This window comes from Streptomyces sp. NBC_01498 (genome assembly GCF_036327775.1).
Classification (GTDB): Bacteria; Actinomycetota; Actinomycetes; order Streptomycetales; family Streptomycetaceae; genus Streptomyces.
On the sequence record NZ_CP109598.1, the window covers coordinates 1,686,493 to 1,709,591 of the forward strand.

At 71.9% G+C, this 23,099-nt stretch carries 17 protein-coding genes; 5 read left to right on the plus strand and 12 right to left on the minus strand.

All coding sequences use genetic code 11. The annotated features are described in order from the left end of the window. Positions 1–290: 290 nt before the first annotated feature. The 3 genes from OG875_RS06905 to OG875_RS06915 form a co-directional block, all read right to left on the minus strand. Positions 291–1,736, minus strand: a complete 1,446-nt coding sequence (locus OG875_RS06905; protein ID WP_330177628.1) for an aldehyde dehydrogenase family protein — start codon at positions 1,734–1,736, stop codon at positions 291–293. A 561-nt stretch (positions 1,737–2,297) separates the two neighbouring features. Further along, on the minus strand, positions 2,298–3,881 hold the full coding sequence (locus tag OG875_RS06910; RefSeq protein WP_330177629.1) for a PucR family transcriptional regulator: 1,584 nt from the start codon (positions 3,879–3,881) through the stop codon (positions 2,298–2,300). A gap of 290 nt (positions 3,882–4,171) precedes the next feature. After that, positions 4,172–6,604, minus strand: a complete 2,433-nt coding sequence (locus OG875_RS06915; protein ID WP_330173347.1) for an ATP/GTP-binding protein — start codon at positions 6,602–6,604, stop codon at positions 4,172–4,174. 283 nt (positions 6,605–6,887) lie between these two features. Between OG875_RS06915 and gabT the strand changes: the two genes are divergently transcribed. Beyond that, a complete protein-coding gene (gene gabT, locus OG875_RS06920; protein WP_330173348.1) occupies positions 6,888–8,222 on the plus strand; it encodes a 4-aminobutyrate--2-oxoglutarate transaminase in 1,335 nt (444 codons plus the stop codon). Positions 8,223–8,660: 438 nt separating this feature from the next. Then, positions 8,661–9,284 (plus strand): phosphatase PAP2 family protein, encoded by a 624-nt coding sequence (locus tag OG875_RS06925; protein ID WP_330173349.1) that lies wholly within the window; start codon positions 8,661–8,663, stop codon positions 9,282–9,284. Here the strand turns inward: OG875_RS06925 and OG875_RS06930 are convergent. The 8 genes from OG875_RS06930 to OG875_RS06965 form a co-directional block, all read right to left on the minus strand. Next, positions 9,235–11,067, minus strand: coding sequence for a chitinase (locus OG875_RS06930; protein ID WP_330173350.1), 1,833 nt, complete (start codon positions 11,065–11,067; stop codon positions 9,235–9,237). The two genes, OG875_RS06925 and OG875_RS06930, sit on opposite strands and share 50 nt — an antisense overlap. 259 nt (positions 11,068–11,326) lie before the next feature. After that, the gene (locus OG875_RS06935; protein WP_443079246.1) at positions 11,327–11,839 is read right to left on the minus strand and encodes a hypothetical protein; all 513 of its coding nucleotides are present in this window, start codon (positions 11,837–11,839) and stop codon (positions 11,327–11,329) included. Between the two features lie 252 nt (positions 11,840–12,091). Continuing rightward, positions 12,092–13,507, minus strand: a complete 1,416-nt coding sequence (locus tag OG875_RS06940) for an NAD(P)/FAD-dependent oxidoreductase (protein WP_330173351.1) — start codon at positions 13,505–13,507, stop codon at positions 12,092–12,094. Between the two features lie 52 nt (positions 13,508–13,559). Continuing rightward, positions 13,560–14,354, minus strand: coding sequence for an ABC transporter permease (locus OG875_RS06945; protein ID WP_330173352.1), 795 nt, complete (start codon positions 14,352–14,354; stop codon positions 13,560–13,562). Further along, positions 14,354–15,292, minus strand: coding sequence for an ABC transporter permease (locus tag OG875_RS06950; protein WP_330173353.1), 939 nt, complete (start codon positions 15,290–15,292; stop codon positions 14,354–14,356). Before OG875_RS06950 ends, OG875_RS06945 begins: the two co-directional genes overlap by 1 nt. Further along, positions 15,289–16,455, minus strand: coding sequence for an ABC transporter ATP-binding protein (locus OG875_RS06955; protein WP_330173354.1), 1,167 nt, complete (start codon positions 16,453–16,455; stop codon positions 15,289–15,291). Before OG875_RS06955 ends, OG875_RS06950 begins: the two co-directional genes overlap by 4 nt. Positions 16,456–16,607: 152 nt before the next feature. Next, on the minus strand, positions 16,608–17,855 hold the full coding sequence (locus OG875_RS06960) for an ABC transporter substrate-binding protein (protein WP_330173355.1): 1,248 nt from the start codon (positions 17,853–17,855) through the stop codon (positions 16,608–16,610). Between the two features lie 37 nt (positions 17,856–17,892). Further along, entirely contained in the window at positions 17,893–19,413 is a 1,521-nt protein-coding gene (locus OG875_RS06965) for a gamma-aminobutyraldehyde dehydrogenase (RefSeq protein WP_330173356.1), read from the minus strand. Between the two features lie 229 nt (positions 19,414–19,642). On the opposite strand from OG875_RS06965, the gene OG875_RS06970 reads away from it, so the two are divergent. Continuing rightward, positions 19,643–20,209 (plus strand): NADAR family protein, encoded by a 567-nt coding sequence (locus OG875_RS06970; protein WP_330173357.1) that lies wholly within the window; start codon positions 19,643–19,645, stop codon positions 20,207–20,209. A 39-nt stretch (positions 20,210–20,248) separates the two neighbouring features. Here OG875_RS06970 and OG875_RS06975 read toward each other — a convergent pair whose 3' ends face one another. After that, positions 20,249–20,986, minus strand: coding sequence for a DUF4190 domain-containing protein (locus tag OG875_RS06975; RefSeq protein ID WP_330173358.1), 738 nt, complete (start codon positions 20,984–20,986; stop codon positions 20,249–20,251). A gap of 162 nt (positions 20,987–21,148) precedes the next feature. Between OG875_RS06975 and OG875_RS06980 the strand changes: the two genes are divergently transcribed. Together OG875_RS06980 and OG875_RS06985 are read left to right on the plus strand one after the other, a co-directional pair. Further along, a complete protein-coding gene (locus OG875_RS06980) occupies positions 21,149–22,174 on the plus strand; it encodes an adenosine deaminase (RefSeq protein ID WP_330173359.1) in 1,026 nt (341 codons plus the stop codon). Between the two features lie 119 nt (positions 22,175–22,293). Continuing rightward, complete coding sequence (locus tag OG875_RS06985) at positions 22,294–23,001, plus strand: glycerophosphodiester phosphodiesterase (protein WP_330177631.1); 708 nt, start codon at positions 22,294–22,296, stop codon at positions 22,999–23,001. Positions 23,002–23,099 lie beyond the last annotated feature (98 nt).

A 23,099-nucleotide genomic window follows, 5' to 3' on the forward strand; every position in this document is an offset into this window, starting at 1 on the left:
CTCACCTCGCCGCGAACGTCGGGTCGATGGGCCCGACCGGCCAAGGCGGTGTGGTGACGCCCTGGTGGGTTAAGTACCGGCCGGTACTACTCGTCCGTATCTACCCGATTACCAGGGGCCCAGCCAGTCCGGCCGCACACCGTCGGGGCGGTGGGGCGGGGTCCGGGGGCGTACACGGTGAGGGCCGGGAGCGCCGCGCGGCGCTCCCGGCCCTCACTCCTTCGTACAGAGGCGCACGCGTTCCGCCGGCACGCAGTCCGGACGGGGCGGCTGTGCGGGGCACGGTCCTCTCAGAGGGCGAGGCCCGTGAAAACCATCACCCGCTCGTACGTGTAGTCGTCCATCGCGTACTTGACGCCCTCGCGGCCGACGCCGGAGCGCTTGACGCCGCCGTACGGCATCTGGTCGGCCCGGTACGAGGGGACGTCGCCCACGATCACGCCGCCGACCTCGAGCGCCCGGTGGGCGCGGAACGCGGCCTGCACGTCGTGGGTGAAGACACCTGCCTGAAGGCCGTACTTGGAGTCGTTCACCGTCGCGAACGCCGCTGCCTCGCCGTCGACGCTGCTGAGTGTGAGGACGGGGCCGAACGCCTCCTCGCAGGAGAGCGTGACGTCCGCCGGGACGTCGGCGAGGACGGTGGGGGCGTACGAGGAGCCGTCCCGCTTGCCGCCGGCCAGGAGCGTGGCGCCCGCGCGCACGGCCTCGTCCACCCATTCCTCGACCCGCTTGGCGGCGTCCTCGTTGACGAGGGGGCCGACGTCCGTGGCGTCGTCGGACGGGTCCCCGGTGACCTGTGCCTCGACGGCCGCGACGATCTTCGGTACGAGGCGCTCGTACAGGGACGCGTCCGCGACGACGCGCTGCACGGAGATGCAGGACTGGCCGCCCTGGTAGTTGGCGAAGGCTCCGATGCGGGTGGCCGCCCAGTCGAGGTCCTTCTCGCTGTTGTAGTCGGCGAGCACAACTGCCGCACCGTTACCGCCGAGTTCGAGGGTGCAGTGCTTGCGCGGGACCGAGTCCATGATGGCGAAGCCGACCTTGTCGGAGCCGGTGAAGGAGATCACGGGCAGCCGCTCGTCCTGGACGAGGGCGGGCATCCGGTCGTTGGCGACGGGCAGCACGGACCAGGCACCGGCAGGCAGTTCGGTCTCGGCGAGCAGTTCGCCGATGAGCAGGCCGGAGAGCGGCGTCGCCGGGGCGGGCTTGAGGATGATCGGGGTGCCGACCGCGAGGGCGGGGGCGATCTTGTGGGCGCAGAGGTTCAGCGGGAAGTTGAACGGCGCGATGCCGAGTACGACGCCGCGCGGGAAGCGGCGGGTGAGCGCCAGGCGCCCGGTGCCGCCGGCGTCGGTGTCGAGTCGCTGGGCCTCGCCGCCGTTGAACCGGCGGGACTCCTCCGCCGCGAACCGGAACACCGACACGGCGCGGCCGACCTCGCCGCGTGCCCACTTCATGGGCTTGCCGTTCTCGGCGGAGATCAGACGGGCGATCTCCTCGGTGCGCTCGACGAGGCGACGCGACACATGGTCGAGCGCGGCGGCCCGGACGTGCGCGGGCGTCGCGGCGAACTCGTCACGCACGGCGTACGCGGCGGCGACGGCCTCCTCGACCTGCGCCTCCGTCGGGACGGCGACCTTGCCGACGAGCCGGCCGTCCCAGGGGGACGTGACGTCGAAGGTCTCCTCACCGGTGGCGGGGCGTCCGGCGAGCCAGAAGGCATGGGTGGCTGCCACGGTTTCGTTCGGCATTGCGGGTCCCGGCCCTTCCGAGATGGGTGAAGCTGTCCCTCCCACCGTAGGGGTGGTGACCGTCGACGTGATTTGTCCGGGGTGGAGTGGTGGCGGGGACGGGCTGTGACGCTTTGGCACACGTGGCGTCGGGGTGGGTCGCCGGGGCGCGGCCGAGGGGGCGCTGCGGACGGGGCACGGGCGACGGGGCGGGGTGTTGGGGGAGGGACGTGGGAAGGGAGGGGTGACGGGGCGGCGGCAGGAGGGCGCGGCGGCCGTACCTCGACGGGGTCGCTCGGCCCACCGCAGGGCGGTGGTGGTGGCCCGGCGGCGGGCCCGGCGGCACAACTTCCGAACACGTCGCGGCAGTTGGGACCGGTGGTGCGCGACGCGGATGTCCGTGTCGGCATGCCCGTATGCCGGACCTGGGCGGGGGCCGGACCTGGGCGGGTCGGGCCTGGTCGGGTCGGGCCTGGGCGGGTCGGGCCGGTCACGGGGCCACGCGGGCGATAGGACCGGGTGACGCCGGACGGACATTCGCCGGGGCGGGCATGTGGCCCGGCTGGCTCAGGCGGACTGGGCTCCCGGCGGTGTCGCGGAGGTGGTCTTGAGGGCCAGCCAGAGCTCCATACGGACGTCCGGGTCGTCCAGTGTCCGGCCGAGGATCTCCTCGACACGGCGCATGCGATAACGCAGCGTATGCCGGTGCACACCCAGGTCGGCCGCCGCGGCGTCCCACTGGCCGTGGCGCGAGAGCCAGGCCCGGAGAGAGGCCACCAGGTCGCCGCGCCCCTTGGCGTCGTGTTCGTAGAGCGCGCGCAGCATGCCGTCGGCGAAGGCCCGCACCGCGTCGTCGGCGAGGAGCGGCAACAGCGACCCGGCCGCCAGTTCCTCGTGCTCCACCAGTGCGCGGCCCCGTCGGCGCGCGACGGACAGCGACTGCTCGGCCTGTTTGTACGCGCCGGCGGCCGCGATCGGCCCCGTCGGGGCGGAGAGACCGATGACGACACCCGCGTCGTCGGCCTGCTGCTCCTTGTACGTCTCGCAGGCGGCGGTGACCGCTCCCCCGTCCGCCGCGAGCACGACCAGCCGTTCCTCGCCGTCGGGGACGGCGAGCACCGCTTCCCCTCCGTGCGCCGCCGAAGCCTCCAGCGTGTCGGTCAGGGTCTGGAGCGGATGGGTCGCCGTGGGATCCCGGACGTCGGAGGCGGCGTCGGCCGGTTCGGCGACGAGCAGCCGGAACGGGGCGTCCAGCAGCCCCCCGTACAGGTCTCCCGCCACCGCCCGCGCGTGGTCGGGCTGCCCCGAGAGCAGCATCCGCAGCACCGCGGACCCGAGCCGCTGCTCGGCCTCCTGGAGCGCGCGCGACCGCTCCGTGGTGAGCGTCAGCAGAGCCACCGCCGAGTGCACCGCGTACCGCTCCGCCGTGCCCAGGGCCGCCCCCGTACCGACGGCGAGCGCGCCCCGTACCCGTCGGCCGGAGCCCAGGGACTGGAGCTCGACCCGGTCGTCCGGGTCGCCTACCACGGCGCTGGCGGGGGCCGGCCGCTTCCGCAGCCGTTCCACCTCGGGCCGGAGGCGGCTGGCCCGGCGTGCGGCCCAGTCCGGCGCGGCGGCGATCACCGCGCCGGTCGCGTCGTAGAGCGCGGCCCAGCCGTCGACGTGCGCCGCGAGGCGTGACAGCAGCGCCGTCGGACCTTCGGAGAGCGCCGCGCGGGTCAGCTCCCGCTGTGCCTCGAAGCCCGCCGTCACCGACCGGTACTGATCCGCCGCGATCGCCGCCGAGACGGCCTTGCTGATCGCGAGGAAGGGCGTACGGCGCGGTACGGCGATGAGCGGCAGGCCCTCGTCCCGCGCCGCGTCGACCAGGGCGTCCGGGATGTCCTCGTAGTTGACGCCGACGGCGAAGCCCAGTCCGACGACACCGGCGCCGACGAGGCGTCGCACGTAGCGCCGCATGGCCTCGGGGTCCTCGGCGTGCAGTGTGACGGCGGTGACGAGCAGCAGTTCGCCGCCGTCCATGTACGGCACCGGGTCTTCGAGTTCGCTGACGTGTGCCCAGCGCACCGGTGTGTCGAGCCGGTCCTCCCCCGCGCGCACGGTGAGCTTGAGCGCCGAGTGCTGGATGAGCGAGGCGAGCGTGGGCGGCATGGCGGACCGTAGGACCTTCATGAGGAGGACGAGCGGACGTTTTCGCCGTCCCGTAGCAACGGCTTACCCCAATGGTGCCAGGGTGTACGAGAACGGGGACGCGGGTCCGCGCGAGTAGGCGCACGGCGGGCCCGTTCGCGGCCCCAGGTCCTGCGCTTCCCGGGCGGGCCGTCTCCGACGTCTCCTTCCCTCCGTCGACGACGTCCCCTCCTTACGGAGGTCGGAGCGGCGCCGCCGCCTCTTGGAGAGGACGCGCTCCCGGCGCGGGCGCTCCGGTCGTCCGCGATCGCTCAGGTACGGAGGTCCACCAGCATGGGTGGCGCGTGCTCGCCACCGACCGTGGTCAGGGAGAGCACGGCGTGGCCGGCCGGTACGGAGTGGGCCAGTTCGGAGGCCGACCACCGTTCCCGCTCGACCTCCCGCACGGTGACGGCCTCCGCGGTGGCCGCCTTGCCGGTCACCAGGCGGCGCATGAAGTGCACCGCCTTGGTGAGCGGTTCGTCGGAGATGATCTGCCGGTTGGTGACGTCGCGGGTCTGGACCCACTCGGTGCCCCAGCTCTCCGCGAAGCGCCCGCCGTCCCAGGGACCGAGCCCGGAGAACGCCATGCGGCAGCCGACGGCACCGAGGAGCGGGCCGCGCAACGGGTCGGGCACGTCCTCCAACGTACGCAGCGTGAGGACCACCCCGGCGTTCGCGGAACGCAGCCGCTGGACGGCGCGCACGGAGTCGCCCGTCACGGCGTACGTCGCGTCGTCCAGGACGAGGCAGGCGAAGAGTGAGCGGTCGGCCCGTGCGAGGGCGGCGTCGGTGAACTGCGCGAGGAGGAGCCGGGCGATGATCCGTGACGCCTCGGCATGGCCCCGTTCGGGGAGGTCGATCCTGACCCTCAGGGGGTGTTCGATCGCACGTGGTGAGAAGGCCCGGCGGCTGCCGTTGCCGTCCGTACGGAAGAAGTCGGCGAAGGCGGGGCGGTCGAGGAAGGCGAGGCGTTCGGCGAGGAGTACGCCGATGTCGTCGCCGCGCGCCGACTGCCGCTCACGCGCGTCGAGCTCTCGCAGCTGGGCGGCGGCGCCGGTGTCGCCGGACGACTCCAGCGCGGTCCGCAGTGCCTGGAGGGCCGTGGGGGAACCGCCGATCAGTTCGCGCAGCTCCGGGACGGCGGGGAAGTGCCCGTGGACGGCGCGGTACGGGCCGACGAGCTGCGCGAGGGCGGTCGCGGCCCGGCGCCTGTCGCCGCCGGGCAGACCGGCCGCGAGATCGCCCACGAGCGCCTCCGACAGCGTCCTGGCGGCCTCGTCGGGGTCGTCGGTGCTCCCGTAGAGGTCGAGGTCGTGTGTGGCGTCGGGGCGGCCGACGGCGATCACGAGGTCGAAGGAGTCGTCCGGGGCGAACGCGGCCCCGTAGGCGGTGACGGCGACGACTGCGGCACGGTTGGCGAGCGCCTGGAGGCACAGCGACTCGACGACGGGGCGGACGAGCCGCACCGTCTTGCCCGAGCCGGCGGGCCCCACGGCGAGCAGCGACGTACCCAGGAGTCCCGGTTCGAGGGCGACGCCGGTGGTGCGCCGCGCATACGGGTTGCGGGGATGGTCCGCCGCGGTGCCGATCCTGACCTGCCCCGTGGCGAGGTCGTGGTTCGCGGTGCGCAGCGGTAGGTCGCGGGCCCCGGACGGGTGGGCGCAGGCGCCCGCTCCGTGGGCCCGGACGGTGTCGTTGAAGGCGGGCAGCCGCTCGGGGCGGGCGCGGACGCCCTGCCAGGCGCGGCGGATCCGCGCGTAGTCGACGTCGCCGAGGGTGCCGCGGCGCACGGCCGCGGCGAGCGTGGCGGCGGCGTCGGTGAGTCCGGCGGCGCGGAGGTCGGGCCAGTCGGCGGGGTCGGCGTCGGCCGGGAGCGGCGCGGGCGTATCGGCCTCGGTGGCCGTCCCGAGGCGGCGCCGTACGGGGGGCCAGGTGCCGGCCCGCCCGAGGACGGCCACGACGGCGGCGACGAGCAGCACGTAGTAGACGTTCGACACCCAGGTCAGCCAGTCGACGGTGCGCGGCATCTCACGCCAGAAACCCGGCAGCAGGACGAAGAGCGGCCACAGCGGCACGCCGTAGCGCCGCCAGACCTCGTTCCAGTTGCCGATACGGCCGAAGCCGACGGCGAGCAGGCCGATGACCAGGGCGTAGTAGAGATAGCTGGCCGCGACGTACAGCTCGACGTCGGGGCTGTCCCGGAACCGCCAGCTCTCCGGGGTGAGCCACTGGATCGGCAGGAGCCACCAGCGGTCGCCGAAGATCCACCAGCCGCCGAGGTAGCCGTTCCACAGCAGCGACCAGACGAGCCAGCCGCAGAGGTACGCGACGAGGGCGCCGCTGAACAGTTGCCGGGCCGGCACCTGATCGGGTTCCTCCGGCGGGCGCGGGCGGTGGCCGAGGCGCCAGACGCCCGGTTCGGCCTGGGGGCGGGGGATGCGCAGCCAGTCGGCGACGGAGGCGCCGATGCCCGGGGCCGGGGCGTGCGTCGGCGACGGTGGCGGCGCCGGGGCGGCGGAGGCGGGCGCGGCGGCCAGGTGCTCCGGGGGGGCGGAGCCCTCGGACGGCGGGACGTCCGGCGTTCCCCAGGGAGCGGCGGGCGGCGCCGACGGTGGTGCGGGGGGCCGGGGCGGTGGCCCCGCAGGACGGGGCACCGGATTGGCTCGTGTGCCGCGCGGGTCGTGCGTGCCGTCGGTGTTCATGAACCCCTGTCCCCTGACCAGCCAGGTCCGCCCTGTACACGCCTCAATCTAGTGCCCACGTAGGGGGAGTTCACCGTTCCGGCCGTACGGAGTGTCGACCGGGCGCCCGGGCGTGCCCGGAGAGGTCCGGCGCGCCCCTATGTCCGGGACGGACAAGGACACGCAGCCGACACTCCCGAACGGCGCATGCCCGCCGCCCCGCTCCGCCCCTAGCCTGCGAAGTGAAGCCCAGATCCGAGAACACGAGACACGTAGCGTCCGGAACCACCCCCAGGAGCCCCTCATGACCTCAATCCCGCAGGAGCGGCGCATCGTGACCGCCGTCCCCGGTCCCAAGTCCGTGGAGCTGCAGAACCGCCGTACCGCCTCGGTCGCCGCCGGTGTGGGGTCCGTGATGCCTGTCTTCGCCGCCCGCGCGAGTGGCGGGGTCGTCGAGGACGTGGACGGCAACCGTTTCATCGACTTCGGGTCCGGCATCGCGGTGACGTCCGTCGGTTCCTCCGCGGAGGCCGTCGTACGCCGCGCCACGGCGCAGCTCGCGGACTTCACCCACACCTGTTTCATGGTCACGCCGTACGAGGGGTACGTGGAGGTCTGCGAGCAGCTCGCCGAGCTGACGCCGGGCGACCACGCGAAGAAGTCCGCGCTCTTCAACTCGGGCGCCGAGGCGGTCGAGAACGCGGTGAAGATCGCCCGCTCGTACACCAAGCGCCAGGCGGTCGTCGTCTTCGACCACGGCTATCACGGCCGTACGAATCTCACGATGGCGCTGACCTCGAAGAACATGCCGTACAAGCAGGGGTTCGGTCCGTTCGCCCCGGAGATCTACCGGGTCCCCGTGGCGTACGGCTACCGCTGGCCGACCGGTCCGGAGAACGCGGGCGCCGAGGCGTCCGCCCAGGCCATCGACGAGATCAGCAAGCAGGTCGGCGCGGAGAACGTCGCGGCGATCGTCATTGAGCCGCTGCTCGGCGAGGGCGGCTTCATCGAGCCGGCGAAGGGCTTCCTGCCCGCCATCGCGAAGTTCGCCAGGGACAACGGCATCGTGTTCGTGGCGGACGAGATCCAGTCCGGTTTCTGCCGGACGGGGCAGTGGTTCGCGTGCGAGGACGAGGGCGTCGTGCCCGACCTGATCACCACGGCGAAGGGCATCGCGGGCGGCCTGCCGCTCGCCGCCGTGACCGGCCGGGCGGAGATCATGGACGCCCCGCACTCGGGCGGCCTCGGCGGTACGTACGGCGGCAACCCGGTGGCCTGCGCCGCTGCGCTCGGTGCGATCGAGACGATGCGCGAGCTCGACCTCGTCTCGAAGGCGAGGCGCATCGAGGAGATCATGAAGCCCCGGCTCAAGGAGATGGCGGAGAAGTTCGACGTCATCGGCGACGTACGGGGCCGTGGCGCGATGCTCGCCCTCGAACTGGTCAAGGACCGGGACACCAAGGAGCCGAACCCGGAGGCGACGGCCGCGCTCGCCAAGTCGTGCCACGTGGAAGGGCTGTTGGTGCTCACCACCGGCACGTACGGCAACGTGCTCCGTTTCCTGCCGCCGCTGGTCATCGGCGAGGACCTCCTCACGGAGGGGCTGGACATCCTGGAGCAGGCGCTCGCCGGTCTCTGATCCGACGGTGCCGCCGCCCGGGCCCCCGCCCCGCCCCGGGGCGGGGGCCCGGGCGGGGCCTGTGAAGAAGCTGTGCGGGGCCGATGGCGGGTTCCCCTTCCCGCTGTCGGTCCTCACGGCGCTGACGTACGGTTCCGGCAGATGAGAGAAACACCCCGCTCGCAGGAGACTGCGGGCGAGCCCGCGACGGAGCTGCCCCAGCACCGTCCGGACCGCGTCCTCGGACGCACTGGAGCACCCAGCTCCGGAATTCCTCACCGATCGGACGGCCGCCCGCCCCACACCCCCCGGGGCGCGCGGCGACCCGGTCCTGGCGGCCGTCTCGGAACTACCCCCCCTGTTCCGGGGCGGCCGACTTCCCTCTCCCGGCGCACCGGCCCCGACGGCCCCCTCGGCTTCTTCCGCCTCCTCGGCCCCACCGGTCGGCTCGGTCCCCTCGTGGTGTCGGCCCTCTGCGCCGTCCTCTTCGGGCTCGTCACCTGGCAGGTCGCAGCCGGCGGTCCGCTCCGTGACGCCGACGAACGCCTGGGTCGTACGGCCTTCGGGCAGGGCCCCGCCCGGTTGACGGAGTTCCTGGCCGATCTCGGCAACGTCACCGTCGCTCTCCCCGTCCTGGCCGTCGCCGTCGGGTACGCGGCGTGGCGTGGGCACCGTGCGCGGGCGGCGGCCGTGGCGCTTGCCATGGCCGCCGTTCCCCTGCTCGTGGTGCCGTTCAAGCTCTGGATCGACCGGACCGGGCCGCTCACTGCCGAGTCCGGCTTCTACCCGTCCGGCCACACCGCGACGGCGACGGTCGCCTACTGCGGCGTCGCGCTGCTGCTGGGGCCCCGTACGGGGCGCGTACGGGCGATGCCCGTCGCCGTGGTGCTCGGTGCGGCGACGGGCATCGGACTGGTGCTACGGGGCTACCACTGGCCGCTGGACGTGCTCGGGAGCTGGCTGCTCTGCGGCCTGCTGTGGGCCCCGTCGGTGGCGGCCCTGCGGTGGGCCGACAGCCGTGACGGGGCGGCGCTCAGCTCCCGAAGTACGCGTCGAAGTTGCGCGAGAACTCCCACTGGTTGAAGCGGTCCCAGTTGATCGACCAGGTCATCAGCCCGCGCAGCGCGGGCCACGTGCCGTGTGTCTGGTACGAACCGCAGTTGGTCTTCTTCGTCAGGCAGTCCAGGGCCTTGTTGACCTCCGACGGGGCGGTGTGGCCGTTGCCCGCGTGGGTCGACGCGGGGAGACCGATCGCCACCTGGCTCGGGGCGAGGGGCGGGAAGACCCTGGTGCTGTCGCCGGCCACGGGGAAGCCGGTGAGCAGCATGTCGGTCATCGCGATGTGGAAGTCGGCGCCGCCCATGGTGTGGTACTGGTTGTCGAGCCCCATGATCGGCCCCGAGTTGTAGTCCTGGACGTGCAGCAGGGTGAGGTCGTCGCGCAGGGCGTGGATGACCGGGAGGTACGCCCCGGCACGCGGGTCCTGGCCGCCGAAGGGGCCGGAGCCGTAGAACTGGTAGCCGAGCTGGACGAAGAACGTCTCCGGGGCCATGGTGAGCACGAAGTCCGCCCCGTACCTGGCCTTGAGGCTCTTCACGGCGGCGATCAGGTTGACGACGACGGGGCTGGTGGGGTTCCGGAAGTCGGTGTCGCCGGTGTTGAGGGAGAGCGAGTGGCCCTCGAAGTCGATGTCGAGACCGTCGAGGCCGTACTCGTCAATGATCTTGGACACGGAGCTGACGAAGGCGTCGCGGGCGCCGGTCGAGGCGAGCTGGACCTGGCCGTTCTGGCCGCCGATGGAGATCAGGACCTTTTTGCCGGCGGCCTGCTTGGCCTTGATGGCGGCCTTGAACTCGGCGGGTGACTCGACGTTCGGACATTCGGCGACGGGGCAGAGGCTGAAGCGGATGTCGCCGGAGGTGACGGATGTCGGTTCGCCGAAGGCGAGGTTGATGACGTCCCACGAGGCGGGCACATCGGCCATGCGGGTGTAGCCGGAGCCGTTGGCGAAGCTGGAGTGCAGGTAGCCGACCAGGGCGTGGGCGGGGAGGTCTGCGCCGCCCTCGCCCCCGTTGCCGGCCGAGGTGGTGGCGGTGATCGCGGGGGAGAGCGGGGAGCGGCCCGCCGCGTTGGTGGCCGAGACCTGGAAACGGTAGGCGGTCGCGGGGCTCAGCCCGGTGACGGTGGTCGACGTGCCGGTGACGTTCACGTTCGGGGCGCCGTCACGGTGCACCGTGTAGCCGGTGGCGCCCGTCACGGGCGACCAGGACAGGCCGACCGACGACGCGGTGACCGAGGAGGTCCGGAGCCCCGTGGGCGTGGCCGGCGGCTGCCCGGTCTGGCCGCCCGGTCCGACGAGGGTGAGGTCGTCGACGTGGTAGGCGGGTGTGCCGTACCAGCCGTTGGTGTACAGCGTCAGGGACGTGGTGGCGGGGCCGGTGCGGAAGGACGTCGTCAGTTTCTGCCAGCTGGGCGCGGACGGCGTCCACGTCGACACGTCGCCGGTGCCCGTGCCGATGCCGGAGGCGCCGAGGTAGACGTAGCTTCCCTGGACCCACGCGCTCAGCGTGTACGCCGAGTCGGGCCGGACGGTGACGGTCTGGGTGCACTTCGCGTTGTCGCTGCCCGCCGGGGTGCCCTTGAGCGCGGCGGCGCCGCCGTGCACGGGGGTGCCGACGATCGTGCCGCTGCCGCCCGTACAACTCCAGCCGGAGAGCCCTGATTCGAAGCCGCCGTTGACGGCGACGTCCACGTCGGCGGCGCGCGCCGTCCCGGTGGTGACCACGAGGCCGCCGGCGGTGAGTACGGCCGCCGCGAGGGCGGCCACGAGTCTGGGGTACCGAGAACGGCGTCTGCTGCGTTCCACAACTGCCTCCGGGCATGGCGGAATTGAATGTCGGACACATCGAGCCGGGCCAACATGGTCCAGACCAATCGGGTTGTCAAGACCTCTGGCCCTCCGGCGTGCTACGGCTCCACAGGCCGTCGGTGCCGCTGCCCGTCGAACAGTCCCCGCGCCGGGCCCCGTCCCCGCCCGTCACCGGGCCGGGGTCCTCCGGCCCTCCAGACCTCGGCCCCGTGTCCTCCGCCTTCCGCTCTCCGCCCTCCGCCCCCGGCCCCGGCGGTCAGCCCTCGCGGGCGCCGCCCCCGGCGACACCGCGCCCGCCGCCCCCGGCCCCGGATCCCCGCGTACCCCCGGCGATCCCGGCCGCCGCCTCGTGCATCGCCAGTTCCAGCACCGGCGGATCGGTGAGCGTGCCCGACCCGTCCGGCGGCACCACCCAGCGGACGCCGCTGCCGCCCCGCCCCGGATACGGGACGACGATCCATGTACCGCTGCCCGCGCCCCGCACCCCGGTCCCGATCCAGCACCCGACGGTGCCCGGCGGAACGAGGAACCCGAGGCGCGCGTCACCGAAATCGGCCAGGACGGGGCCCGGCCGGTCGACGAGCCGGGTCAGCACGCCGAGCGTCGAACGCCCCAGTTCACCGGGGAGGATCAGGACGTCCCACCGCTTGCCTGCGGGAAGGAGGGCGATCCCGTGCGGGTTCCGCTCCCATTCCCGGCGGCAGGCGCCGGGATCGGGCGCCACCGACGCCAGCCACCCCAGCGCGCTCCTCGCCCCCGTGTGGGCCATCGAGTCGGTCATCATGCGGCCTCCGCTTCCACGTTGCAGGACAGTGCGTCCAGGGACAGTGCGTCCACAGAGGGAGAGGCGGGTCCCGCCGGACGATGACGCGAGTCGGGCGACAGCCGTCGGTGATGTGGATCACAGCACCGGCCCCACGGGGCGGCCGAGGGTGCGGTACTGCGACGGGGACGACGCCCTCCTCACCGAGGTCGGGCGTGGCGGAGGCTCAGCCGTACGGAGAGTCAGCCGTACGGAGGGTCAGCTGTCGAAGCCGAGGCCCACCCGGTCCATGGCCCTCAGCCAGAGATTGCGCCGGCCGCCCCTGTCGTCCGCGCGGGCCAGCGACCACTGGGTGAGCCCGATGCCCGCCCAGGCGGCCGGCTCGGGCGGGAAGGGCACCGGCTTCGTCCTGACCATCTCCAGCGCCGTCCGCTCCGTCCGCTCCCCCGCCAGCAGATCGAGCATGACGTCCGCCCCGAAGCGGGTCGCCCCGACGCCGAGGCCGGTGTACCCCGCCGCGTACGCGACCCGCCCGCCGTGCGCCGTACCGAAGAAGGCGGAGAACCGTGAACAGGTGTCGATGGCGCCGCCCCACGCGTGACTGAACCGCAGCCCCTCCAACTGAGGGAAGCACCGGAAGAAGTGCGAGGCCAGCCTGAGATACGTCTCGGGGCGGTGATCGAGGGCGGGATCGACGCGTCCTCCGTACGGATAAACCGCGTCGTAACCGCCCCACAGGATGCGGTTGTCCGCGGTGATCCGGAAGTAGTGGAACCGGTTGGCCGAGTCGCTGAGCCCCTGCCGCCCCTTCCAGCCGATCGCGGCGAGCTGCTCCTCGGTAAGAGGTTCGGTGGTCAGCGCGTAGTCGTAGACGGCCACCGTGTACGGCCGCACGCGCCGTACGAGTGAGGGGAAGACATTCGTACCGAGGGCGACGTGGCGGGCCAGGACACGGCCGTACGGCGTACCGACGGCCATGCCGGGGCCGGAGCGGGCCAGTCGCAGGCCGGGGGTGTTCTCGTAGATCCGTACGCCGAGGTCGAGGCAGGCCCGCTTCAGCCCCCACGCCAGCCGCGCCGGGTTCAGCATGGCGACGCCGCGCCGGTCCCACAGACCGCCCAGGAACGTCGGCGAGTCGACCTCGGCGCGTACCTCGTCACCGTCCAGGAGATCCAGACCGGTGAGGCCGGCCGCCGTCGCCTCCTCGTGCAACCGGCGCAGACCGTCCAGTTGATGCGGCTCGGTGGCCACGGTGATGTCGCCGGTGCGCTCGAAGTCGCAGTCGATGCCGTAGCGCTCCACGGCGGCCTCGATGCCGGCGAGATTGCCGTGGCCGAGGTCTTCGAGGGCCCGCAGTTCGCCGGGCCAGCGGCTGAGACCGTTGGCGAGGCCGTGGGTGAGGGAGGCGGAGCAGAAGCCGCCGTTGCGGCCGGAGGCGGCCCAGCCCACCTCCCGGCCCTCGATGAGGACGACGTCGCGGCGCGGATCGCGCTCCTTGGCGAGGAGCGCGGTCCACAGGCCGCTGTAGCCGCCGCCGACGACGAGCAGGTCGCAGCGTTCGTCGCCCGCGAGGGCGGGCACCGCGCCCGGCCTGCCCGGGTCGTCGAGCCAGTGGGCGACGGGCTGCGCGTCGGTGAGTGAGGCGGCGGCTGTACGCATGGCACCAGGGGCCATGTCTTCCAACTCCTTCGAGTCCTGCTCGGTGGGTCCGATCAGGGGGTTCCGCTCAGGGTGTCGCGGCCTTCTTGCGCCGGTCGCTGATCAACTGGCCGCCGATGACCATCAGTACCGCGACGGCGAACATCGCCGTCCCGACGACGTTGATCTGCACCGGTGTGCCGCGCTGCGCGGATCCCCAGACGAACATGGGGAAGGTGACCGACGATCCGGCGTTGAAGTTCGTGATGATGAAGTCGTCGAACGAGAGGGCGAAGGCGAGCAGCGCGCCCGCCGCGATGCCCGGCGCGGCGATCGGCAGGGTGACCCGTACGAAGGTCTGCACCGGCCCCGCGTACAGGTCGCGCGCCGCCTCCTCCAGCTTCGGGTCCATGGACATCACCCGTGCCTTGACGGCCGTCACCACGAAGCTGAGGCAGAACATGATGTGCGCGATGAGGACGGTCCAGAAGCCCAACTCCGCCCCCATGTTCAGGAACAGGGTCAGCAGCGAGGCGGCCATGACGACCTCGGGCATGGCCATCGGCAGAAAGATCAGCGAGTTGACCGCGCCGCGTGCCCGGAAGCGGTAACGCACCAGGGCGAAGGCGATCATGGTGCCGAGTACCGTGGCCCCGATCGTCGCCCAGACGGCGATCTGGAACGAGAGCGTCAGCGACTCGCAGAGGTCCGCGACGCCGCACGGGTCCTTCCACGCGTCCAGTGAGAACGTCTGCCAGGCGTAGTTGAAGCGCCCCTTCGGCTTGTTGAAGGAGAACACCAGCACGACGAGATTCGGAAGAATCATGTACGCGAGCGTGAGCAGCCCCGCGACGACGACAGCGTTGCGTCGGATCCAGCGCATCAGACCAGGTCCTCCGTCCCTGAACGGCGGATGTAGACGGTGACCACGACCAGCACGACCGCCATGAGGATGAACGAGAGCGCCGCGGCGGTCGGATAGTCGAGCACCCGCAGGAACTGGCTCTGGATCACGCTGCCGACCATCTTGGTGTCGGTGGAACCGAGCAGTTCCGCGTTGACGTAGTCGCCGCTCGCCGGGATGAAGGTGAGCAGCGTGCCGGAGACGATGCCCGGCATGGACAGCGGGACGGTGACTTTGCGGAAGGTGGTCGCGGGCCTCGCGTACAGGTCCCCGGCCGCCTCGTGCAGCCGGCCGTCGATGCGCTCCAGCGAGGTGTAGAGCGGCAGGATCATGAACGGCAGGAAGTTGTACGTGAGGCCGCAGACGACCGCCATGGGCGTGGCCAGGACGCGGTCGTCGGCCGTCCAGCCGAGCCAGCTGGTCACGTCGAGCACCCGGAGGGTGTCCAGCGCCCCGACCACCGCGCCGTCGTCCGCGAGGATCGTCTTCCAGGCGAGCGTGCGGATCAGGAAGCTGGTGAAGAACGGGGCGATGACCAGGACCAGCAGCAGGTTGCGCCGGCGGCCGGCCTTGAAGGCGATGAGGTACGCGAGCGGGTAGCCGAGCACCAGGCACAGGACGGTGGCGGTGCCCGCGTACAGCAGCGAGCGCACGAAGTGCGGGTAGTACTCCTGGAGCGCCTCCCAGTAGGTCTGGAAGTGCCAGGTGACCTGGAAGCCCTCCTCCAGCGAGCCCGTCTGCACGGAGGTCGACGCCTGGTAGACCATCGGCAGCGCGAAGAAGACCAGCAGCCACAGGATGCCGGGCAGCAGCAGCCAGTACGGCACGAGGCGCCGGCGGCGCGGGACGGCGCGGACGGCCGGGTCGGCGGCGGGCGGCGGTGCGGCGGGCGCCGGTGGCGCCTCCGTGGTGGTCACGACGCCTCCTCGTCCACCGTCTTGACGCCCGCGTCGATGTCCTGGGCGGCGTCGAGCCCGAAGGTGTGGGCGGGGTTCCAGTGCAGGACCACCTCGGCGCCCGGAGCGAGCCGTCCGTCGCGCTCGATGTTCTGCGCGTAGACCTCCAACTCCCCACATACGGGGCTGGAGATGACGTACTGCGTGGAGACTCCGATGAAGCTGGAGTCGACGACGCGGCCGGTGATCCGGTTGCGGCCCGCGGGGACGGTGCTCTCGTCGTCGGCGTGCGTGAGGGAGATCTTCTCGGGGCGTACGCCGACGAGCAGCCGGCCACCGTCCGAGACCCCCGCCGGGCAGCGCTCGGCGGGCAGCCTCAGGGCGACGCCCGCCGACGTCACCACCACCTGGTCGCCGGACTTCTCCGCGACGTCGGCCTCGATGAGGTTGGAGGTGCCGAGGAAGTTGGCGACGAAGGTGGTCTGCGGGTTCTCGTACAGCTCCGCCGGGGCGCCCAGCTGCTCGACCCGCCCCGCGTTCATCACGGCGACCGTGTCGGCCATCGTCATGGCCTCCTCCTGGTCGTGCGTGACGTGCACGAAGGTGATGCCGACCTCGGTCTGGATGCGCTTGAGCTCCAACTGCATCTGACGGCGCAGTTTGAGGTCGAGCGCGCCCAGCGGCTCGTCGAGCAGCAGCACCTTGGGGTGATTGATGAGCGCGCGGGCCACGGCGACGCGCTGCTGCTGACCGCCGGAGAGCTGGTGCGGTTTGCGCTTCGCGAAGTCACCGAGCTGGACCAGGTCGAGCATGTCGCCGACCTGCTTCTTCACCGACTTCACGCCGCGCCGGCGCAGGCCGAAGGCGACGTTCTCGTAGATGTCGAGGTGGGGGAAGAGCGCGTAGCTCTGGAAGACGGTGTTGACGGGGCGCTTGTGGGGCGGCAGGCCGGTGACGTCCTTGTCGCCCAGGAAGACCGATCCGGTGGTGGGGTCCTCCAGGCCGGCGATCATCCGCAGCGTGGTGGTCTTGCCGCAGCCCGAGGCGCCGAGGAGGGCGAAGAACGAGCCCTCGGGAACGGTCAGGTCGAGGGGTTTCACGGCGTGGAAGGAGCCGTACGACTTGCTTATCCCGGTGAGGCGGACGTCGTCGCCGCCCCGGTCGGTGGATGCGGTCTCAGTCATGGATAACGATCCCGGAGTCTTGGGGGAAAACGGAGCACGGAGCGGACGGGGCCTGCTGGACCCCTGCGGGGCCCCTGCGAGGCGGTCGGCGGGGAGGCGGCGGACCCGGCCTGGGCCCGGTTCCTGTCCGGCGGATCTTCGCCGGACGGGGCCTAGGCGCCGATGAGCTTGGCGAACTTCTCCTCGTACGCCGTCTCCTCCTCACCGCTCAGCGAGCGGAAGGCGTGGGACTTCGAGGCCATCTCGGCGTCCGGAAGGATCAGGGGGTTCGCCGCCATCGACTCGTCGATCTTCGCGAGCTCCGTACGGACGCCCTCGACGGGGCAGACGTAGTTGATGTACGCCGCGAGCTGCGCGGCGACGGGGAGCTCGTAGTAGTGGTCGATGAGCTTCTCGGCGTTGGTCTTGTGCCGGGCCTTGGCGGGGACCAGCAGATTGTCGCTGGAGATCATGTAGCCGGACTCGGGTATGGCGAACTGGATGTCCGGGTTGTCCGCCTGGAGCTGCACGATGTCGCCCGCCCAGGCGACGCACGCCGCGATGTCGCCCTTGCTGAGGTCCGCCGTGTAGTCGTTGCCGGTGAAGCGGCGGATCTGCTTCTTGTCGACGGCCTTCTGGATCCGGGCGACGGCGCCGTCGTAGTCGTCGTCGGTGAACGACGCCGGGTCCTTGCCCATGTCGAGCAGCGTCAGTCCGATGGAGTCCCGCATCTCGGAGAGCATCGACACCCGCCCCTTGAGGTCCGGATCGTCGAGAAGCTGCGAGACGGACTCGATCTTGCGGCCCCCCGTGGCCTTCAGGTTGTACGCGATCACGGAGGGGATCCCGGTCCACGGATAGGAGTACGCGCGCCCCGGGTCCCAGTCCGGCGAGCGGAACTGCTGGGACAGATTCGCGAACGCGTGGGGGAGGTTGGAGGGATCGAGCTTCTGCGCCCAGCCGAGCCGGATGATGCGGGCGGCGAGCCAGTCGGTGACGCAGATGAGGTCGCGCCCCGTGTCCTGGCCGGCGGCGAGCTGCGGCTGGATCTTGCCGAAGAACTCGACGTTGTCGTTGATGTCCGCCGTGTACTTCACCTGGATCCCGGTGCGTTTCGTGAACGCCTCCAGGGTCGGATAGCTCTTCTCGTCCTCGCTGACGTCCATGTACTCGGTCCAGTTGGAGAAGACGACGCGCTTCTCCTTCGCCGAGTGGTCCGTGGACGCGGGACCCCCGCCCTCGCGCTTCGCGGGAGGAATCCCGCAGGCGCCGAGACCTGCCACGCCGCCGATCGTGAGCGCCCCGGCGCCGGTGGCGCGCAGCAGCGAACGGCGGCTGAGCGCGCCCCGTCCGTTGCTGAGGCTGCGACGCGTCGCGGCTGTCTGGGCCGCGGAGAGACGGTCGGGCTCGTACTGCTCCATGGGCGGTGCCCTTTCGGGTGAGGAGAGGGGAGGAGGGTCAGGGACGGTCCCCGAAGATGGTGCGGTGCCAGTCCTTCCGGACGGCCGCGGTGTTGTCGTACATCACATGTTTGACCTGGGTGTACTCCTCGAACGAGTACGACGACATGTCTTTTCCGTAACCACTCGCCTTGTAGCCGCCGTGCGGCATCTCACTGATGATCGGGATGTGGTCGTTCACCCACACGCAGCCGGCCTTGATCTCACGGGTGGCGCGCCCCGTGCGGTACACGTCGCGGCTCCAGACGGACGCCGCGAGGCCGTACGGGGTGTCGTTGGCCAGGCGGAGCCCCTCGTCGTCGGAGTCGAAGGGCAGGACGACCAGGACGGGGCCGAATATCTCCGACTGGACGATCTCGCTGTCCTGTGGGGCGTCCACGACGAGTGTGGGGAGGTAGTACGCGCCGTCGGCCAGGGCGGCGTCGTCGGGGGCCGAGCCGCCGGTGACGACGCGGGCGTAGCCGCGTGCCCGGTCGACGACGCCGGCGACGCGGTCGCGGTGCGCGTGCGAGATGAGCGGCCCCAGGTCGGTCGACGGGGCGAACGGGTCGCCGAGGCGCACCGTCTCCATCAGCGCCGCGACGGCGCTCACGAAGGCCTCGTAGAGGGGCCGCTGGACGTAGGCGCGGGTGGCGGCGGTGCAGTCCTGCCCCGTGTTGATGAGGGCGCCCGCGACGGCGCCCTGGACGGCGGCCTCCAGGTCGGCGTCGTCGAAGACCAGGAACGGGGCCTTGCCGCCGAGTTCCAGGTGCAGTCGTTTGACGGTGGCCGTGGCGATCTCGGCGACGCGCCTGCCGACGGCGGTGGAGCCGGTGAAGGAGGTCATGACGACGTCGGGGTGGCCGACGAGGTGCTCGCCGACGTCGGCGCCCGCGCCGTTGACGATGTTGATCACACCGTCGGGGATGCCCGCCTCCCGCGCCGCCTGGGCGAACATCAGCGAGGTCAGCGGAGTGAGTTCGGACGGCTTCAGCACGATCGTGTTGCCCGCGGCGACCGCCGGAAGGATCTTCCACGCCGCCATCTGGAGCGGGTAGTTCCAGGGCGCGACAGAGCCCACGACACCGAGCGGTTCACGGCGTACGTAGGAGGTGTGGTCGCCGCTGTACTCCCCCGCCGACGCGCCTTCCAGATGACGTGCGGCGCCGGCGAAGAACGCGGCGTTGTCGACGGTCCCCGGTACGTCGAACTCCGTGGACAGCTTGATCGGTTTGCCGCACTGGAGCGACTCGGCCGCCGCGAAGTCCGCCGCCCGCTCCGCGAGTACGGCGGCGAAGCGCTGAAGCGCGTCGGAACGCTCCCCCGGCGTGGCGCCGGCCCAGCCCGGGTACGCGGCGAGCGCGGCGGCGACGGCCGCGTCGACGTCGGCCGTCCCCGCCAGTTCGTACGTGAGCACGTCCGCGCCCGTCGCCGGGTCGACCACGGTGTGCGTGCGGCCCGAGGTTCCGGGGCGCAGCCGTCCGTCGATGAACTGCGCACCGTCCGCGAAGCGTTCCCGCGCGGGGAAACGGTTGCCCATGGCGCTCTCCGTCCTTCCGGCCGTGTTCCCGGCCGTCGCCACGGTCGACCCGAAGCCGTCAGTGTTGTTCTGGCCTGAATTGAGTGCCGATACTGACAGAGCATGGGGCGTCCAACAAGTGATTCCGTTGTTGCCTTTTGGTTACGCGACGGAATCGGTTGACCTTGTGTCGCTGCCTCCCGTAAATCGGCAGACGGACTGTCAGTGGTGGCTGGCAGACTCCCGTGCCATGGAGATGATCACGGTGAGCGCGCTGGCCGACCGTACGGGGCGAGGGGAGAAGGTCAGGTACGTGTACTTCTGGGGACCCGCCCCGCGGCCCGACGGCGTGATCGGCGCGAGCTGTCTCAGCCAGTGGTGGGAGTCGTCGTTCACGGTCGACGGGGTGGAGTACGCGACGGCGGAGCACTGGATGATGGCGGCCAAGGCCCGGCTTTTCGGCGACGCGGACGCGGAGCGGGTGGCGCTGACCGCTCCTGGTCCGGCGCAGGCCAAGAAGGCCGGACGGCTGGTGCGGGGCTTCGACGAGGCCGTGTGGCAGCGCGAGCGGTCCGGCATCGTCGTGGAGGGCAACCTTCACAAGTTCCGGCAGGACGACCGGCTGCGCGACTATCTGCTGGGCACCGGCGACCGGGTGCTCGTCGAGGCCAGCCCGATGGACCGGATATGGGGCATCGGACTGGCCGAGGGTGACGAGCGGGCACAGGATCCGGCGCGCTGGCGGGGGCTCAATCTGCTGGGCTTCGCGCTCATGGAGACGCGTGAACGGCTCCGTGAGGAGGCGGCCGGCGCCTGACGCCGCGCCGGGGGCCGCCGGCCGTCCCCCGCCGCGCGGTCAGCGGCCGGCGTCCACGAGGAGGATCGCGGAGTAGTCGTCGATGCCGCTGTCGTAGTCGAAGTCGTCGTCCTCGTTGTTGATCGCGTCGGTGATGCCCCAGATGATGAGGCCCATCGTGATCGCGCCGAGCACGATGCCGATGGTGCCGGTGATGATCCCCGAGAGGGCCTGACCGGCGTTGGTGGCCTCGCCCCGCTCGGCGCGTTTCCTGCCGACGACTCCGAAGATCACGGCGAGGGTGCCGAGTATGACGCCGACGATGCCGTAGACGCAGAACAGACAGATCGAGAGGATGCCCAGCGTCATCGCGGCGACACCCATGCCGTTCGCCGCCGGGGGCTGCCAGCCTGTGTGGCCGTATCCGGGATAGCCGTAACCCGGATAGCCGGGGTAGCCCGCGCCGGTGTGCTGGGGCGCGGCGGGCGCTCCCGGGTAGCCGTACGGACCGGTGGGCGCCGGGGCCGGTCCTCCGGGGGCGGTCGGCGGTGGCGGTACGGCCCCGGGAGCCTGTCCCGCCTGCCCCGGCCCCGGGAAGGGCGCCGGAACGGGCGCGCCCGGCGGGGCCGCGCCGGGTATCGCGGTGACGGTCGGCTGGTCGTACACGGGCCTGACCGGCGGCTGATCCTGGACGTGCGGCGTCCGGGCCGGCTTGTCCAGGGGCACCGTGCGCTCCGGCGGCGCCCAGGGATCGCGGGGCCCGCCGCCCCCCGGCGGCTGCGCGCTGCTGTCTGACATGGTCCTCCCCCATCGTGATTCCGTCATGCTAAGGCCAATGCCGGATGCTTCCGGCGCCCCGCCTACGATGGCCACCGTCCGGAAACGGCCCTGGGCAGGGGGACGTCCTGCCCGGCGGACGGCGGCATCCCTTCCGCCGCCGCCCAGCACGCGGAGGACCCGATGACCGACCTTCATCCCTTCATCGCAGGGCTGCCCAAGGCCGAGCTGCACGTCCATCACGTGGGCTCGGCCTCGCCCCGTATCGTGTCCGAGCTGGCGGCCAGGCACCCCGGCTCCCAGGTGCCGACCGACATCGGGGCGCTGGCCGACTACTTCGTGTTCACCGACTTCGCGCACTTCATCGACGTGTATCTCTCCGTGGTGGATCTGCTGCGAACGCCGGAGGACGTCCGGCTGCTGACCTTCGAGGTCGCCCGCGACATGGCCAGGCAGAACGTCCGTTACGCCGAGCTGACGATCACCCCGTTCAGTTCCACCCGGCGCGGTATCCCCGAGGTCGCCTTCATGGAGGCCATCGAGGACGCGCGGAAGGCGGCGGAGGCGGAGTTCGGCGTCGTCCTGCGGTGGTGCTTCGACATTCCGGGCGAGGCCGGCCTGGAGGCCGCGGACGAGACCCTGCGGCTCGCCGTCGACCTCCGGCCCGAGGGCCTGGTGTCGTTCGGTCTCGGGGGGCCGGAGATCGGCGTGCCCCGGCCGCAGTTCAAGCCCCACTTCGACCGGGCGATCGCCGAGGGGCTGCACTCGGTGCCGCACGCGGGCGAGACGACGGGGCCCGGCACGGTGTGGGACGCGCTGAAGGATTTGCGCGCGGAGCGGATCGGTCACGGCATCAGCTCCGCCCAGGACGAGGAGCTGATGGCGTACCTCGCCGAGAACCGCATCCCCCTGGAGGTCTGCCCCACCTCCAACATCGCCACGCGCGCGGTCACCGACATCGAACTGCACCCGATCAGGACGCTGGTGTCCGCGGGTGTGCTCGTGACGGTCAACAGCGACGACCCGCCCATGTTCGGCACCGACCTCAACAACGAGTACGCGGTCGCCGCGCGGCTCCTGGAGCTGGACGAGCGGGGGGTGGCGGAGCTCGCGAAGGGCGCCGTCGAGGCCTCGTTCCTCGACCCGGCGGGCAAGAAGCGGCTGAACGCCGAGATCGACACGTACACGGCGCAGTGGCTCGCCAAGTGACGGCCGCAGGGGGCCCCGCTGGCGGCAAGGGCGGTACGGACAGCTTGGGCGGCGGTACGGGCATCAGCCCCGACGCCACGGGCGACGGGGGCGTGGAGGACGCGCGGCCCAGCAACGCCCTGCTGGCGGTCGTGGCCGTGGGACACCGGGGCGACCCGTACCGCGTCCGCGAGAACACACTTCCCTCGGTCCGCTCCGCCCTGGAACGGGGCGCGGACGCCGTCGAGATCGACGTACGCGTCACCCGCGACGGCGTACCGGTCCTGCTGCACGACGCCTCGCTGGAACGGCTGTGGGGGCACGACCTGGCCGTCTCCGCGCTCACCCATGCCGAGGTGGGCACGGTCACACGGGGCGGCGTACCGACACTCCAGGAAGTGCTCCTGGCACCGGGAACGGTGGGGAACGCCCGCCTCATGGTCGACCTGCCGGGGGCCACGGCGGCGACGGTGCGCCGGGTGGTCGAGACGGTGCGCGCCTGCGGCGCGGCGGAGCGGGTGTACTACTGCGCGGGCGCCGACGCGATGCTCGCCGTACGGGCCGCCGACCCGGACGCCGAGATCGCCATGACGTGGCAGTCGTTGTCCCCGCCGCGCCCCGTACTGGTGGAGGCGGTACGGCCCCGCTGGCTCAACTACCGCTTCGGTCTGGTGAGCCGGGAACTGACGGAGCGGGTCCACCGTGACGGGATGCTGGTGTCCTCCTGGACGGCCGACACCCGGCGCAGCATGCGACGCCTGGTCGCGGCGGGAGTCGACTCGATCACCAGCAACCGCATCGACACGCTCACGAAGGTCCTCGGCCGGGACCGGCCGACCGGGGCGTAGACCGGTAGGCGGGCGGCCGACGGGGCGGGCGCAACCACCGGCGGTCAGGCAGCGGGGTGCCCCGTCGGGGCGTAACCGCAGCCGCCGGCGGCTGCGGG